Here is a 16,593-nt window from a genome sequence, read left to right as displayed (position 1 = left end):
AGAGGCTCATGCGTTTCTACCCGGCCAACCTGGATGCGCTCCTGGTTGAACTGTCGAATCTGGACGAGACCCTGGCCCTGTTCGAATCGTTACAGCAGCAGCCCATCGCGGGCGTGGAAGAAATCGTTCCGGCCGCACGGACACTGCTGGTGCATTTTCGCCCGTCCGCTATCGGTTCCGGCGCGTTGGCGGCGCAGATTGCCTCGCGTGACATTCGCGGTATCGCTCGCGAGCCCGGCAAGCTGGTTGAAATACCCGTGCATTACAACGGCGAAGACCTGGCCGATGTCGCCCGCGAGCTGGATATCAGCATCGACGAAGTGATCAAGCGCCACACCGGCAGCGACTACAACGTTGCCTTCTGCGGTTTTGCGCCCGGTTTTGCCTACCTCAGCGGCGGTGCCGGTTTTGTGGTGTCCCGGCGCAGCACGCCACGCACGCGTATTCCGGCTGGTGCAGTGGCGCTGGCCGGTGGTTTCAGTGGCATTTATCCACAGGCCAGCCCCGGCGGCTGGCAAATCATCGGCGTGACCGAAACCAGAATGTGGGATTTGCAGCGCGACGAGCCCGCGCTGCTCCAGCCGGGTTATCGCGTGCGCTTTCAAGACGCCGGTCCGCTGCCGGCGACCCGCGTTTCTGTGCCTGCACCCGCTCGTCAGCAGGCTTCGACGGTCACCGAGGACTATTTGCAGATCGTTACACCGGGCCTGCAAACCCTGTTTCAGGACTTGGGCCGACCCGGTCAGGCCGGGCAGGGCGTTTCTGCTTCCGGCGCGCTGGACCGTGGCGCATTACGTGCGGCCAATCGCGCAGTCGGCAACGATCCGGGCACGGCGTGCCTGGAAATTCTCATGGGCGGCCTGACGTTTAGCTGTCAGGGCCAGACTGTGGTGGCGATCACCGGCGCCGAGGTGCCTGTCGAGGTGCTGACAGCTGACGGCCAGCGACTACACCCAGCGTTGTATTCGCCGTTCGTTTTGCAAAACGGCGATCAGGTCAGCGTCGGTTCGCCGACTGCCGGGCTGCGCAGCTATCTGGCGGTTCGCGGTGGTTTCGTGCAGGCGCCCGTGCTTGGCAGCCTGTCGACTGACACGCTTGCCCAGGTTGGCCCCGTAGCGCTGGCGGCCGGTGACCGGCTGGGCTTCAAGCGCAGAACCGGCGGCCCTGCGGTGTCGACTGCCGAACAACCGGCGTTCGACATGCCGCGTGCCGATCAGGTCATCACGCTGGATGTGATCATGGGCCCGCGCAGCGACTGGTTCACCGCCGAGGCGCAGCAACTGCTGGCACAACAGACCTGGCTTGTGACGCCGCAGTCGAACCGGATCGGTATTCGCCTGGCGGGCGAACAGTCACTTACCCGCGCCATCACTGGCGAACTGCCCAGCGAAGGCACCACGGTCGGCGCGATTCAGGTGCCGCCGAGTGGTCAGCCGGTGCTGTTCCTGGCCGATCACCCGCTGACCGGTGGCTACCCGGTCATCGGCGCAGTTGCCACCTACCATCTGGACAAGGCCGGGCAGATTCCGGTCAATGCCCGCATTCGCTTCAACCCGCTGGGTGCCTTCGAGCCAGTGTGCCCCGCCACTTCAGACGAGACCCATAACAGATGAAGAAGGTTCTGATTGCCAACCGTGGCGAAATTGCCGTTCGTATTGCCCGTGCCTGCCGTGACTACGGGGTCGCTTCGGTGGCGGTGTATGCCGATGCCGACATGGATGCGCTGCACGTGCGCCAGGCCGATGAAGCGTATGGCTTGCAGGGCGAGCGCCCGACCGACACCTACCTGAACATCGAGAAACTGCTGGCGGTGGCTGCGCGTGCAGGTGCCGACGCGGTTCACCCCGGCTACGGCTTCCTCTCGGAACGCGCCGAATTTGCCCGTGCGGTGATTGACGCCGGTCTGACCTGGATCGGTCCTGATCCTGCGACCATCGACGCCCTGGGTGACAAGGTTCAGGCCCGGCGTATCGCGCTGAAAGTTGGCGCGCCGCTGGTGGCGGGCACTGAAAACCCGGTGAGCGACGCCTCTGAAGTGATCGCCTTTGCCGAGCAGCACGGCCTGCCGATTGCCATTAAAGCGGCGTTCGGCGGGGGCGGTCGTGGCTTGAAGGTCGCCTGGAAGCTCGATGAAGTTGCCGAGCTTTACGAGTCCGCAGTGCGCGAAGCGGTGTCGGCGTTTGGCCGTGGCGAATGCTTCGTCGAGCGCTTTCTGGACCGTCCACGGCACATTGAAGCGCAGATCATCGCTGACCGTCACGGTCGGGTCGTGGTTGTCGGCACCCGCGATTGCTCGCTGCAACGTCGTAACCAGAAGTTGATCGAAGAAGCGCCAGCGCCTTACCTGAACGATGAGTTGCGCCAGCGTATCCACGAATCGGCCCGTGCGGTGTGTGCCGAAGCCTGTTATGTCGGTGCCGGGACGGTGGAATTTTTGCTCAGCGGCGATGGCACGCTGTCGTTCCTGGAGGTCAACACCCGCTTGCAGGTGGAGCACCCGGTCACCGAAGAAACCAGCGGTATCGATCTGGTCATCGAGCAATTGCGCGTCGCTGATGGCTTGCCGTTGTCGTTCGACGGCACGCCTGTACCGCGCGGCCACAGCTTCGAATTCCGCATCAACGCCGAAGATGCAGGCAACGGCTTTTTGCCGACGCCGGGCAGCATCGACGTATTTCAGCCGCCATCCGGGCCGGGCGTGAGGTTGGACACCGGTGTAACCGAAGGCTCGCGGGTATCACCGAACTTCGATTCGATGATCGCCAAACTGATCGTCACCGGCGCAACCCGCGAACAGGCCATCAGCCGCGCCCGTCGCGCCCTGGCCGAGTTCAAGGTGGAAGGCGTCGCCACCGTGCTGCCGTTCCATCGGGCGGTCATGGATCACGCTGACTTCACCGCTGCCGACACCTTCGCCGTCCACACCCGCTGGATCGAAACCGACTTCGCCGAACAGGTCACTATCGCGCCACGCACCAGCGCGCCAGTCGATCCCGGCGTGCTGCGCACTTTCGTCGAAATCGACGGCAAACGCCACGAACTGGGCCTGCCCGCTGCGCTGCTGGCTGGCATGAGCCTGAACGCTGCCGCACCGGCTGACGCCAGCCAGCCAGCTGCCGATGCCCCGGACCCGCGCGCAGTCCTGACCCCGGTAGCGGGCAACCTGCATGCCTGGGCGGTTGAAGACGGTGCGACGGTAGAGGCCGGTCAAGTGATCGCGATCATGGAGGCGATGAAGATGGAAACAACGATACTGGCACCGTGTGCCGGAAGCGTGCAGATCAGCAAGGAGCCTGGAGGGTATCTGGAGGCGAAGGTGGTGATTGGGCGGGTTGAGGCCTGATTTAATCGCTAGTGCGCGTCGAACGGGCGGTAGCCCGGTCGACGCACACTGTCAGTCTTCTCAATCCAGCCGCAACTCCGGCGGCTCTGGCGCATCTTTGGTCGCCGGGGCCACTTTGGTGTCCACCGGTTGCAGCGTCGTTTGCCCGGTCGGCGCACCGTTCTTGTCGCTCGGCTCGGCGGGCACCAGTTTGTATTCCAGGCCCTGGGTGTTCTTGAGGTAGATCTCCATCTGGCGGAACGAGATGTTGATGTGCTGCTTCTTGAACTCGCGATTGATGAAGCGGTTGATCTCATCCAGCACCGGGTTGCGGTCGCCCAGATCGCGTACGTGCATGCGCAGTTCGTGGTCGAGGGTGCTTTCGCCGAAGTTCAGGAAGTAGACGATGGGCTCAGGGTCCTTGAGTACCCGGGGGTTTTCTCGTGCGGCTTGCAGCAGCAGGGAGCGCACCAGTTCCAGGTCCGAGCCGTAATCCACGCCCAGCTTGAGCGTCACGCGGGTCACGGTGTCGGTCAGCGACCAGTTGATCAACTGGCCGGTGATGAAGGTTTTGTTCGGGACAATGATGTCCTTGCGGTCAAAGTCGGTGATGGTCGTGGCGCGAATGCGAATCTTGCTGACCGTACCCGACAGCGCGCCAATGGTGATGGTGTCGCCGATCCGTACCGGACGTTCGAAGAGGATCATAATCCCGGAGATGAAATTGGCGAAGATCTCCTGCATGCCGAAACCCAGACCGACCGACAACGCGGCGACCAGCCATTGCAACTTGTCCCAGCTCACGCCCAGCGTCGACAGCGTGGTCACAAAACCGATGCCGGCGATGGTGTAGGACAGCAGCGTGGTCGTGGCGTAGGCGCTGCCCTGCGCAAGGTTCATGCGTGACAGCACCAGCACTTCGAGCAGGCCGGGCAGGTTGCCCGCCAGCACGAAGGTGATAACGATGATCACACCGGCGCCCAGGAAATCGCTCAGGCTGATCGGCACCATGCTCATGTTGGCGCCGGCGCCACTGGTGTATTCGTAAAGGATGATGTTGTCGAGGTAGGCGAATACGGTGATCAGTTCGGCCCAGACCAGATACAGCGCGCCGACGAAACCGGCCAGCAAGGCCAGTCGAATCAGGCGCAGCGACTGCTGGTTGACCTGTTCGATGTCCAGTTTCGGCTCTTCGACCGGAATATCGCTGTCGCCGCTTTCTCTCGCCGCCTGACGTTTGGCCAGTGCGCGCTGATAGGCCAGGCGCCGTGCCGCGACGCCAAGGCCACGGACGAAGGTCGCTTCGACCATCAGCCAGATCATCATCAGGTACAGCGTGTCGATCAGCCGGTCGCTGAGCTTGAGCGCGGTGTAGTAATAACCGAAGCACACCGCCAGAAACAGCGCCACAGGCAATGCCGTGAACGCCACACCGATGGCCTTGCGGAACAGCGAAGCGTTGTGGTGCGTGGGGCTTGAGATCAGCAGGCGGCCGAGCAGCCAGGTCATCAGCGCGTAACAGGTCAATACCACGCCGATCCCCAGTACATCGTCGGCCAGTGCCGCAGGCTGGTGTTCGGCAACTGCGACCACGGCCACCAGCGCCAGCACCACCAGGCCCAAACGACGAATCCAGCCACGCAGGAAGGCGACCTGCGCCGTCTCCCAGCGGAAGTGCAGTTGCGCGACGCCTTGCGGCGCCAGCACACGATAGGCGGTATAAAACACCAGCCAGGCCAGGGCGATTTGCAGCAAGGCCTCGCCCAGGTTGGCGTTTTGCCCGCGTGCGTCGATTTGCAGGGCGTAGCCGCACAGCGCCAGCCCCAGCGCGACCGGCATCGCCAGCAACACGTTGATCAGCAGGGCCAGTGGTGTTTTCCACTGGCTGTCACGCTTGAAGTGGCCGATGTCGGCATGCAGCCGGTTGAGCTTCTGGTACAGCGCCTTGCGCCGCCAGGTCAGCACGCCGATCAGCAGCAACAGCGGCAGAAACAGCAAGGGCCGCTGGGTCAGGCCGTCCGACAGCTCGCTGAGGCTCGACGTCCAGGGCAGGGTGGCGACCTGTTTTTCCAGGCGCGGCCAGATGTTCTGGAACCACTCGAGATCCAGCGGCTTGTTGCTGGGAATCCAGAACATCTGCTCGTCCAGCGTGGCACGCAGGCCCTGCGCGGTGCTGGTCAGTTGTTTCTGGTTCAGTTGCAGGGTGATGGATTCGTTGAGCAGCGCGCTCAGTTCGCGGTTCAGGCGCTCCAGCAGGTCGCTGCGGGTAATCGCCAGATCCAGCAGGGTCTTGCGCAGTTGCGGCGTGACGTTCTCGGGCGGTTGCGTGGCCAGCAGGCGTTCGACGTAAGCGTTCGGCGTGCTCATCTGCTCGCGCTTCTGATTGATATCGAACTGATACAGACGGATGTTGGCGATTTCGTCGGCCAGGCCTTTGTCCAGTTCCAGATGCGGCAGGGACTGCTTCTGTTTGTAGAGAATCTTCGACAGCAGCAGGCTGCCGCTCAGGACGTTGATCTGCTCGCTCAAGGCCTGATCGGTCTGGGTCAGGTTGTCGAGCTGCTGTTTGGTCTTGAGATTTTGCTGGGTCAGTTCGTTGAGACGATCGGTGCCGCGCAGCAGGTAGTCGGAGAGTTTGAGGTTTTCAGCGCTTTCGGTCGCCAGCAGGCTGCTGCCGCCGGACTTCTGCGCTTCAAGCGACAGTTCGGCCACGGTTTTCTGCGACTGGGCGCGGCGCTTGTCGTTGATCAGGGTTTGCAGGTCCTGAATTTCCTGTTCCTGGCGGGTGATTTTCTCCGTCAGCAGGTCATGCTGGCTACCGCCCAGGTCCTGCAACTGGCTGTTGCCGGCCAGCTCCTGGCGACGCAGCAGGTTCAACGCGTTGATCGACGCCAGTTCGGCATTGAGCAGGTTGCGCTGGTCAGCGTTAAGGGTCTTGCCGTTATCCTTGCCGCTCTTGAGGATATTGTTGATCTGCTGGATGCGCGTCTGGTTGGCGCTGATTTCAGCCTGCGCTCGCTCCGGCCGGGTCTGAGCGGTGATGGTCAGGCTGTTGGCGTCGTTGAGTTCTTTCTGCAGGTCGCTTTGCTGGGTGCTGCGCTGGCTGAGCAGTTGCTCCAGCTGCGGCACGTCGAGGCCGCCGTAACGTTGCGCGACAGGCACGACCTTGCTTTCCTTCAGACGGGCCAGCTCGCGCTGGTTCTCGGCGGTCTGTTTGGGCGCTTCGTTGAGCTGTTGCTTGAGTGCCTTGAGCTTTTGCTCGCTGTCTTCCTTGCTGGTCAGGAATCCGAGCGTTTGCTCGAGCACCTGCTGCAAGGCCTTCTGATCGGCATCCGACAGCTTGCGGTCGGCAATCTTGTCAAGGCTTTGCTGTACCGACTGAGCGGTGGGCGGGTCGGCGGCCAGCGCCGGGAACGTAGACAGACAGAGCGCAAACAGTGCGGCAGCACAAATGGAACGCAGGGAAAACATAGACACCGGTCGCATGATGGTACGTGTGGATTGGCAGTTTAAAGGAACAGTCCGGGAGTCGGGCGGGTTCCTTCGGGGAATTTGACGCCGACTTTCTGGATCTTGTTCCCGTCCATCACTGCAACGGTCCAAATAGTTCCATTCCATTCAATCTGGTCGCCCACCACCGGCTCGCCACGGTTTTTCTGCACGATGAACTGACTGAGCGGCATATTCGGGTCAATGCCGTCGAGTTTCAGGCCATACAGCGCCGCGACTTCACCCAGTCGCGCGTCGCCTTCGAGGACGAAATCGCCGAAGAAACGCAGGTCCAGGCCACGTTGCGGGGCCTGGCTGAACAGTTTGCCCAGCGCCGGAAGGTCATGTTCATGGCCGATCACACACAGCAGGTCGCCGACTTCCAGGGTTGTACTGCCGGACGGGTGGAGCAGTTGCTGGCCGCGGAACAACGCCGCGATACGCGTGCCCTCGGGCATTTTCAACTCGCGTAGCGCCGCGCCGATGCACCACTTTTCGGCGCCCAGGCGGTAAACGAACAGCTCCCACTCGCTGGTGACATGCACTTCCAGCGCGGCCCGGGAAATGGGCGCCGGATCAGGCGGAACCGTGACCTTGAGCAGCTTGGCCATCCACGGCAAGCTGGTGCCTTGCAGCAACAGCGAGACCAGCACGATAAAGAACGCCAGGTTGAAATACAGCTGCGCATTGGGCAGCCCGGCCATCAGCGGGAACACCGCGAGAATGATCGGCACCGCACCGCGCAGGCCGACCCAGGCGATGAAGGCCTTCTCGCGGCCATGGAATGCCTTGAACGGCAGCAGCCCGACCATCACCGACAGCGGCCGTGCGACCAGGATCATCCACAGCGCCAGGATCAGAGCCGGTATCGCGATCGGCAACAGGTCGTGGGGCGTGACCAGCAGGCCCAGCACCAGAAACATGCCGATCTGCGCCAACCAGGCCATGCCGTCGAGCATATGCAGGATGCCGTGGCGGCTGCGGATCGGCCGGTTGCCGAGTACCAGACCGCACAGATAAACAGCGAGGAAGCCGCTGCCGTGGATGGCGTTGGTCAGCGCGAAGATCACCAGACCGCCGGCAATCACCAGAATCGGGTACAGACCCGCGGCTAGATTGATGCGGTTGACCAGTTGCAACAGAATCCAGCCGCCGCCCAGGCCAATGAAACTGCCGATGCCGAATTCCTGAATGAGATGCCCCAGCAGCCCCCAATGCAAGCCGGTCTGGCCGCTGGCAATCATGGCGATCAGGGTTACGGTGAGGAACACCGCCATGGGATCGTTGCTGCCCGATTCGATTTCCAGGCTGGCGGTCACCCGCTCGTTCAGGCCTTTGCCGCCGAGCAGGGAGAACACCGCGGCGGCGTCCGTGGAACCGACGATCGCGCCGATCAGCATCCCCTGAATGATGCTCAGATTGAACAACCAGGCGGCCATCATGCCGGTCAGCACGGTGGTGATGAGTACGCCGACCGTTGCCAGCGACAAGGCTGGCCACAGCGCCACCCGAAAACTGGACACCCGCGTGCGCAGGCCGCCGTCGAGCAGAATCACTGCCAGTGCCAGGTTGCCGACCAGATAGGCAGCAGCGTAGTTGTCGAAGATGATCCCGCCGCCATCGACGCCTGCCACCATGCCCACGGCGAGGATGATGACCAGAATCGGGATGCCGAGGCGCGACGAAAGAGAACTGACCAGGATGCTTGCGGCTACCAGCAACGCGCCGATCAGGAACAGGCTGTTGATGGTGGTGGCGTCCAAGGGCGGTACTCCGTAGAAAACGAAAGTGAAGCGAAAAGAGCGAGAACTGACCATGCAGTCCGCGTGCCAAGCGATTTAACCTGTTGAATTGCTTGGCTGTCAAAGTGCAATTTCGAGCGACTGACCCCAGACCGGCACTCCTGGGCTCACGATTGGTTGCAATCCAGCGGCTGACTTATACCTATATACCGCAGACCAAGCGTTCATGTTCCCTAATGTCGGGTCTTCAGCCGTTAATAAGGTTTCTCATCATGGACGATGAATTTGCAGCACATTACGACGTTGACGATAACAATGGTGACCCTGACGCAGAGTTCTGGGCGCGGGTGCGCGAGGACTTTTCGATCAGCGATTACTTCCGCCTCAACCCGATCAACCTGCAGTCACCTGCCGCCCTTGCTGCGCGGGATGTGGCACAGGAATGCCAGTCGAGGTGGGGTGTCGAGATTGACCCGGACGACACGCTGATCGCCACTCTGTATATCGAAGACCCGAAGCTCTATCCGGCACCTCACCGGGCCAATCTGGCTCACTCGATGACGCTGACCGAGGCGCTGCTGCGCAACTGGCAGCAAAAGGGCAATGGTGACTGGTTTGATCACCTCGGGCATCTGCAACCCCACAGTGACGACGGTTTCAACTGCCAGGTCGTGGACGAAAAACTGCCGTCCTATGACTGCGTCGCTTATGAAGCGGTGTACCGGAAATCCGATCCGCAGCACTACGATTCGACGACGCAACTTCGCCTGACGGCCGAGGCGTTCAAGCAGTACATCTGGGATCACAACCTGCAAGCCGGCTATCTCGCCTACCTGAAACAGTTCTGGCAGGCGCACGCCGACGATTACAACCTGATGCTCAAGGCAGGTCTGTTCAGGGCGGCCTGGCTGCAAGCTGAGGAAAACACGCTCAAGGCCGAGCACAAGGACATGGTGCTGGAGGCGCTCGGGTTGCCTGCCGATCAGGGTTGGCAACAGCTGAGTTTCGACGCTTTTGTCGCCGCCCCGATTTCCACTCGCGTGACGATTTCCGAATTGCAGGTGCATGGTTACAGCGCGGTCGACATCATGGTCATACGCAGTGCCGATTCGCCGACCGTGCTGCTCTACATCCCCGGCAACTCGTCACCGATTCATACCTTCGCCAACGCCGATGCGCTCAAGGACTGGGTCGCGCTGATGTGCAAGGATCCAGGCAAACGCCGTTCTTTCGAGGGGCATTTCAATGCTGCGGATGACGTCGATGGCTTTTTCTACAGTGGCGTTGCCACCGCCCTCAGAGGCTTCGCTGTCTACCCGAAACTGCTGGACGCGGCGACCGGCGCCTGGAACCCGCGCAAGCAGGTGCAGTTTGGCGAACCTTTGCAGCCCTGGCCTTTCTCGCACTTCAAGGATCGGATCAAGGCAAAGTCTGAAGCGGACGCGCTGCAAAAAATCCGCAACCATGACGATTACTGGAAAGAGGAAGTCAGCAGTGGCTTGAGCGAGTGCGTGTCTGTCCTGGGCGGCGTCGCTATTGTCTTTCCTGAACTGATTCCGGTCATCGCGGGGCTGTCTCTCGCGCTGGTCGGGCTGGGCGTCGACGCGGCGGTCAATGGCCGCACGCTGGACGAGCGCCAGGCGGGGCTTGGGCGAATTGCCTTCGGTGTATTGAACGCACTGCCGATCCTTGCCGAGGAGGGCGCTGCGGTCGAAGCGGGTGCCGAAACCGGGCTGATTGACGAGGCGGGAGGCGGCTATGAGGTTTCTGGCCCAACCACCCCGATAGACCCTGCTGTAGAGATCGAGCCGATTCCGGCGTTCAGGGAAGAGCCACCGGCCTTGCGTTCGCTCGATTTCAAAATGCGCCGTCTGTTGCGTGCGCTTGAAGCGCCTCAAGAGCTGCCGGGGCTGGCGTCGGGCGAAGTGGCGGGCATCTATCCGCTGCAAGGCAAAAGTTACATCGAACTGCATGATCAGGCTTTTCGGGTCGAGTGGGTGCCGCAGGAAAAACAGTACCGTATTCGCTCTGATTCTGATCCGCGTGTCTGGGGCCCCTATGTGAAGACGATCGACACCGGCTATTGGGATCTGGACCTCAGGCTTGGTTTGCGTGGCGGGGAAAGCTTCGATGGCTCGCGATTACCGCCGACCAGTGAGGCAGACAGCGCCGTGGTGGCGGTTATGCCTGACGAGCCCGCAATCAAGGTGCAGCGCTGGGGACCCAAGGTGCAGGTCGAGTTGCCACTGGATCAGATCATGGTCGAGAACGTCCTGAGCCAGGCAAAAGGGACGGTCGTCGAGAAGTACTTCATTCAGATTGAAGGGGTCAGGAAGGGCGTCTATTACGATGCCGATATTCCGTGCTGGCGAACTGATCCGTCGTCAAGCGGCCTTGTCTGGCTGGACCGCAACGGGGTGTGGAGCAACGGGTCGGCAGATGCATTCAGGAAGGTAGAGGCAAGACTGCCACAGAGCCGCCGCTTTGAAATCTACGCGTTCCCTCGCGTGCCCACGCTACCTGCAGATGCCGAGCCCGTCAGCCGTGTGGTTCATCACATATGGCTGGGCGAACGCATGCCGGGCGATAACCTTCTGCAAAAGATGCTGGACAACATGCGCACCAGTCCGGACTTGCGCTTCGAGCTGCATATCGATATCAACCACCCGACGGCGCATCAGCAGTTGCTGGATTACTTCAGCGAACATCCGCAGATGCATATTTCCAGACTCAAGGAAGAACCGTTCTTTCCCGCGTTCTTGAGTGGCGAAAATGGCGAGGCGTTCAACTATTTCATGCATTCGGATAATCGTAATTACGCGGCCGCTTCGGATATTCTGCGTTATCGGCTGATCAACGAATACGGCGGCATTTATCTTGATTGCGATGACATCATTGATGTTCCTTTCGCACGCACGCCATTGAAAGCAGGGCCCAATGATGTACTGCTGGGAAGGCGCCTGGATGCGCCGCAATTAAGTTACAGCGGGCCGGGTAACAGCCATTTCGCCAGCCATCCGGACAACCCGGTCCTGAAGAGGATGCTGAAAGAAATAAACACGCGCTTTCAGAATGAAAAGCAGACCAACAAGGCGTTTTTCAGTACGCGCAGACCCTTCATCGACCACAGCAGCGAAGCCCTGCGTAGCGCCTCTAGAGACCGAATGACACCGTACATGACGCGCATTTCCGACTTGACCGGTCCCAAACTCATGTCAGACGTCTTGAGAAAGCTGCGGCCAGATTATTTTGATCTGCTGGAGCGTTCCTATTTGCCGGTCGACGAGGTCTTGTCCGTGTTGTACATCGAACACCTGAACGAGGCCGTGGACTTTTATTTTCCATTCAAGGGCAGGGCGAAAATTACACCAGGCTCCGAGAATGGTTGGTAAAGCGCTCGGTTTCTGCAGCGGCGCGGCGCCCTTACAGGTCCGTGACGGTATAGATAGTTAGTGCCACGCACGCTCCAATGAGTGATTACGTGCATGACTTCTCTCCTACAGGAAGACGTCATGACATCCATAACCTTGACAGCACATATGACCGATCAACAACTGCTGCGTGAACGCGCGCGGCAGTTTGTTCTCGATTATCCCGATCTGCACGATCTGGCTTATAACGCAGCCACCAAGATCATGCTTCAGCATACGCAGAAGGTCTTCAACCCTGACCAGGTGTACTGGCATCGTTTCGGCAGCGCAAGCAGCAGCCCGCGTACGTTTACCGGTTGGCAGCATTCTGGAAAACCGCTGCAGTCGATGACATTGATCGAGCTGCTGATGCGGCACTTCAGTGTTCACGACCAGGAAGCCAGCGACGAACTTTCGCTCTATGGCGGGTTTTATACCGTCGGCCCGGAACACGAGTTTTTCGACGAGCGCAATGAAGTGCCGATGCTCCCTGAGGATGTACTCAGGGACATGTGGACGCTCGACTTCAGCGCGCTCTATACCCGCCGCATGGAGCATTTCTGGAAGGCTCACAGTGAGAACTTCTGCATGCTGGCCAAAGCGCAATATCTGGTTGCAGCCACCCACTGCCTGCGCAAGAGGCAGCTGTCGCCGGCGGATTTCAGACTTGTTACCCGCATCGCCACTGCTGATCCATTGCAGCCGCTGACTCTGAAAGCGCTGCAGGACCCGCTTCCAGTCGCCGCCGGACTTTCGGTGCATACGCTGGACATCAACGGTATCAAGGCCCACGACATATTGCGTATTGTTATTTCGGACGGACGGGAAGTGATTTATCGGCCTGACGCCGAGCAGCCTTTTCTGGTGTTCGAAAGCGAACGCGCTGTGTACACCTGGCTTAAAGGTCAGTTCGCAGGCGGGCGTGCCGATGAAGCGATAAAACGCCACTTCTTGCGTGGCGAAGTCTCCCGGGCAGAAGACAGCGCCCGTTTCTATCGCGGGGTGAGCGATATGCTTGCACACGATTGGCGTGCCGATGTTCGCATCATCAATCAGTCTGCAACGCCTGTTGCGGGTGACTCTTTTGTTTATTTGCGTGACGTCGCCCGGCAAGTAATGAACGCCGACGCCCATCAGTTGCTGACGTCCAACGCCGATCTGCGCAAGCAAATGTGGATCGGTTACCTGAGTGCGTTTATTCAGGCATTCGGCGGGCTTGCTCCGCTGGGCTGGCCAATCACGTTGACGCTGGTTGGAGCGAGCCTTGCCAATACCGGTTTGAATATCGATCAGGCCGTCAATGGCAAAACTGCCGCGCAGCGCAAGGCCGGTGTGCTGGGCGCCATCATCAACACGGTTTATCTGCTCTTCAATCTGCCTTTTTTGATGGCGGTACGCGTCACGCCCGAGCCGTCGCTGGTAACGCCGCTGGACGGTATGACGATTCCTGGTGACGTTGCGGTGAGCGGCAGCGTGCCTGTCGACCCGCTGGATAATCTGGAAGGTAATCTGCTGCTGGACAGCCTCACGCCTTCAGCCGAAGAAGGTCGACTGCATGGCGTCTACACGCTGGGTAACGGTGAAACCTGGATCAAACTTGCGGAACTGCCCTATCGCGTGATGTTCAATGAGCAGCAGCAGTGCTGGCTGATCGTCAATCCGGATAACCCGTTTGCGTTCGTGGGCGGCAAACCCGTTCGCCTGAATGCCGAAGGAAGCTGGACGCTGATGAAGATGCCCGGCTTGCAGGGCGGCTCGCCGATGGATGGACAGGCCCTGTCGAGCAGCACATCGGCTCCGGTTGGCAAACCTTACGTGACAGTGCGCTCCACATTTTGGGACCGGTATCTGCAAACGGATATCTTCAACGAGCAGGATTACGCAGAAGCAGCCCTGGCTCGGCAGAAGCAGGCGATGGCAATCTGGGAACCCACCCCGGACGATGTTTTAGAGTCTGACTCGTCGCCTGATGGCGACCAGGTATACCGGGACCCCTGGCACGGCAAGCACCGCGTATTCAAGCTGGGCGAGGACGACTATTGCGCCGCCAATATCATGCTTTACACTCAGGAAGACGCTGAATTCAATCAGTTCCTGCGCACCGGCGAGCACAAGGGCCGAAACCAGATCAACGCCATCGAGCGGCTGGCCGATGATGTCAGCGTGGTGGGCTACAACAATGACGTCGAGCTGTACCGTGGCGGCAGCGGCGAGCGGGGCACCTCGGGTGCGGTATTCCGCAGCGGGCGGATCAAGGTGGGCGATGTGCTGGTCAATACCGATGTCACCTCGTTCAGCGAAAACCCTTACGTGGTGGGTACTTTCGCCAGCAGTCGGGCCGGCGCGCCCACCGCTGCAATCGCCGCGCCGGTGACGTTCGATGACACCTCGGTGGTCTTCGTTCTGCCCAAGGGGCAATATCTGAGGGCCACGCCGATTGCGCCCTTCTCGGCGTCACCCGAGGAAGCCGAGTCGATCTTCCTGCCGGGCTGCTATTTCCAGATTGACAGTATCGAGGAAGTGGTCGGCGAGTTTTATCGCATCATGAAAATCCAGCTGCAGGAGGTCGATCGCCCACTCGAGGGGCGGGTACTTTACGATCTGCGTACCGGCGAGCCGTTCAGCCGAGAGCAATACGCGCTCAAGCTAGGGGCAGATGCCAACGTACTGGTCGACCGGTTTTTCCCGCAGGACTCACTGACTGACTTGTTCAGTCCTCACTGATCAAGCGCCTGTCAGGTTTTCATCAGAACCAGTCATCGCGCATGGCCAGGCACGTGTCATCGCGGTTTTCCAGAATCGCCAGTTCGTGATGGCAGCCCGGTATTTCCCACGTCAGGAAGTACCGGGCGGCTTGCAATTTGCCGTGGTAAAAATCGCTGTCGGCCGGATTGCCCTTGCTCAGACCCTGTTCGGCACGCAGCGCCTGCTCCAGCCAGCGCCAGCCGATGATCGTGTGCCCGAATACCTTGAGGTACAGCGCCGAGTTGGCGAGCGTGCTGCTGATTCTGCCTTGCGCCAGATCCGTCAACAGCCCGAGGGTGACCACTTGCAAACGCGCCACCAGATGCTCCAGCGGTTGGCGCAGTTCATTCAGGGACTCGTGCGCGTGCGCTTGCTCGCAGGTGCCAGCAATCAGGCGCAGCAGTTGCTTGAGGCTGGTGCCGCCGTTCTGCGCCAGTTTGCGTCCCAGCAGGTCCAGTGACTGAATGCCCTGCGTGCCCTCATGAATCGGGTTGAGGCGGTTGTCGCGGTAGTACTGTTCGACAGGGTACTCGCGGGTGTAGCCGTGACCGCCGAGCACCTGAATCGCAAGCTCGTTGGCCTTCAGACAAAACTCCGAGGGCCAGGATTTGACCACCGGGGTCAGCAGGTCGAGCAACTCGTGTGCCTGTTTGCGCACGTCGTCGGTTTCGCCGGTCTCGGTATCGTCAAACAGCCGCGAGGCATAAAGGCACAGGTCGAACGCGCCTTCCACGTAGGCTTTCTGAGTCAGCAGCATGCGTCGCACGTCCGCGTGTTGAATGATCGGCACGGGCTTGCTGTCCGGGCTTTTGCTGTCTGGCAAGCGTCCCTGAGGCCGGTCGCGGGCGTACTCCAGCGAATAAAGGTAACCCGAGTAGCCGAGCATAGTGGCGCCAAGGCCCACGCCGATGCGTGCTTCATTCATCATCTGGAACATGTAACTCAGGCCATGGTGCGGCTTGCCCACCAGATAGCCGACACACTCGCCGTTATCACCGAAGTTGAGCGCGGTGGACGTGGTGCCTTTCCAACCCATCTTGTGAAACAGCCCGGCCAGCAACACATCGTTGCGTTTACCCAGACTGCCATCAGCGTTGACCAGAAACTTGGGCACGATGAACAGCGAGATACCTTTGACCCCGCCGGGCGCATCCGGCAGTTTTGCCAGGACCATGTGCACGATGTTTTCCGACAGCGCATGATCGCCCCCGGAAATGAAGATCTTGTTGCCGCGCAGCCGATAGGTGCCGTCGGCTGCCGGTTCGGCACGCGTGCGAATATCCGAGAGGGACGAGCCCGCATGCGGCTCGGTCAGCGCCATGGTGCCGAAAAAACGACCCTCGATCATCGGTTGCAGAAACTGCTGCTTTTGCTCGTCGTTGCCGAAACTCTCGATCAGGTTGGCGGCGCCCATGGTCAGGAACGGGTACGACGTGGTCCCGACGTTGGCCGCCTGAAAGTGTGCAAAACAGGCTTGCGACAGCAGGGTAGGCAGTTGCATGCCGCCTGATTCGAAATCACGCGACGCATTGAGAAAGCCCGCCGCGATGAATGCATCCACTGCAGGCTTGACCTCCGGAATCAGAATCGCCTCGCCATTTTCGTAGCGCGGTTCGTTCTCGTCAGCCTTGCGGTTATGCGGTGCAAAGTACTTTTCCGCGATGACGCGCGCGGTCCCCAGCGCTGCGTCAAAGGTTTCCCGCGAGTGCTCGGCAAAGCGCTCGCGACCCGTCAGACCTTCGGCGTCCAGCACTTCATACAGCTCGAAAGCCAGGTTTCGGGAACTGAGCAGCGACTCGGACATGATGGCGTACCTGATTTTTGGAATGGATCGAGTCTAGGACGGGTTGAAGAGGGAGGGTAGCAAGATTGATTCGGGTGATAG

The 16,593-nt window shown here is 60.4% G+C and carries 7 protein-coding genes; 4 read left to right on the top strand and 3 right to left on the bottom strand.

What is annotated here, in order from left to right; genetic code table 11:
- The first annotated feature begins 8 nt into the window (after positions 1-8).
- Positions 9-1,613: a 5-oxoprolinase subunit B/C family protein gene (locus ABJ99_RS24165; RefSeq protein ID WP_054087947.1), complete on the top strand. Its 1,605-nt coding sequence runs from the start codon at positions 9-11 to the stop codon at positions 1,611-1,613.
- A complete protein-coding gene (locus tag ABJ99_RS24160) occupies positions 1,610-3,343 on the top strand; it encodes an acetyl/propionyl/methylcrotonyl-CoA carboxylase subunit alpha (protein WP_054087946.1) in 1,734 nt (577 codons plus the stop codon). The genes ABJ99_RS24165 and ABJ99_RS24160 overlap by 4 nt, the downstream gene beginning before the upstream one ends.
- 60 nt (positions 3,344-3,403) lie before the next feature.
- Here the strand turns inward: ABJ99_RS24160 and mscK are convergent, their stop codons facing one another.
- Positions 3,404-6,793: a mechanosensitive channel MscK gene (mscK, locus tag ABJ99_RS24155; protein WP_054087945.1), complete on the bottom strand. Its 3,390-nt coding sequence runs from the start codon at positions 6,791-6,793 to the stop codon at positions 3,404-3,406.
- 38 nt (positions 6,794-6,831) lie between these two features.
- Positions 6,832-8,574: a potassium/proton antiporter gene (locus ABJ99_RS24150; protein WP_054087944.1), complete on the bottom strand. Its 1,743-nt coding sequence runs from the start codon at positions 8,572-8,574 to the stop codon at positions 6,832-6,834.
- Positions 8,575-8,825: 251 nt separating this feature from the next.
- Between ABJ99_RS24150 and ABJ99_RS24145 the strand changes: the two genes are divergently transcribed.
- The gene (locus ABJ99_RS24145; protein WP_054087943.1) at positions 8,826-11,945 is read left to right on the top strand and encodes a dermonecrotic toxin domain-containing protein; all 3,120 of its coding nucleotides are present in this window, start codon (positions 8,826-8,828) and stop codon (positions 11,943-11,945) included.
- Between the two features lie 93 nt (positions 11,946-12,038).
- Positions 12,039-14,687, top strand: coding sequence for a dermonecrotic toxin domain-containing protein (locus tag ABJ99_RS24140; protein WP_080378303.1), 2,649 nt, complete (start codon positions 12,039-12,041; stop codon positions 14,685-14,687).
- A 22-nt stretch (positions 14,688-14,709) separates the two neighbouring features.
- Here ABJ99_RS24140 and ABJ99_RS24135 read toward each other — a convergent pair whose 3' ends face one another.
- Positions 14,710-16,512: an acyl-CoA dehydrogenase gene (locus tag ABJ99_RS24135; RefSeq protein ID WP_054087941.1), complete on the bottom strand. Its 1,803-nt coding sequence runs from the start codon at positions 16,510-16,512 to the stop codon at positions 14,710-14,712.
- Between the last annotated feature and the right edge of the window lie 81 nt (positions 16,513-16,593).

It is taken from the genome of Pseudomonas syringae pv. cilantro, from assembly GCF_001293775.1.
Lineage (GTDB): Bacteria > Pseudomonadota > Gammaproteobacteria > Pseudomonadales > Pseudomonadaceae > Aquipseudomonas > Aquipseudomonas syringae_P.
Note: the sequence above shows the minus strand (reverse complement) of the source record. Positions and strands in the feature narration are given on the sequence as shown.

What these genes read in the sequence shown, in the direction of transcription:
- ABJ99_RS24165 (WP_054087947.1), top strand. Translation starts at nt 9, where the DNA reads ATGCGTTTCTACCCGGCCAACCTGGATGCGCTCCTGGTTGAACTGTCG.
- ABJ99_RS24160 (WP_054087946.1), top strand. Translation starts at nt 1,610, where the DNA reads ATGAAGAAGGTTCTGATTGCCAACCGTGGCGAAATTGCCGTTCGTATT.
- mscK (WP_054087945.1), bottom strand. Translation starts at nt 6,793, where the DNA reads ATGTTTTCCCTGCGTTCCATTTGTGCTGCCGCACTGTTTGCGCTCTGT.
- ABJ99_RS24145 (WP_054087943.1), top strand. Translation starts at nt 8,826, where the DNA reads ATGGACGATGAATTTGCAGCACATTACGACGTTGACGATAACAATGGT.
- ABJ99_RS24140 (WP_080378303.1), top strand. Translation starts at nt 12,039, where the DNA reads ATGACTTCTCTCCTACAGGAAGACGTCATGACATCCATAACCTTGACA.
- ABJ99_RS24135 (WP_054087941.1), bottom strand. Translation starts at nt 16,512, where the DNA reads ATGTCCGAGTCGCTGCTCAGTTCCCGAAACCTGGCTTTCGAGCTGTAT.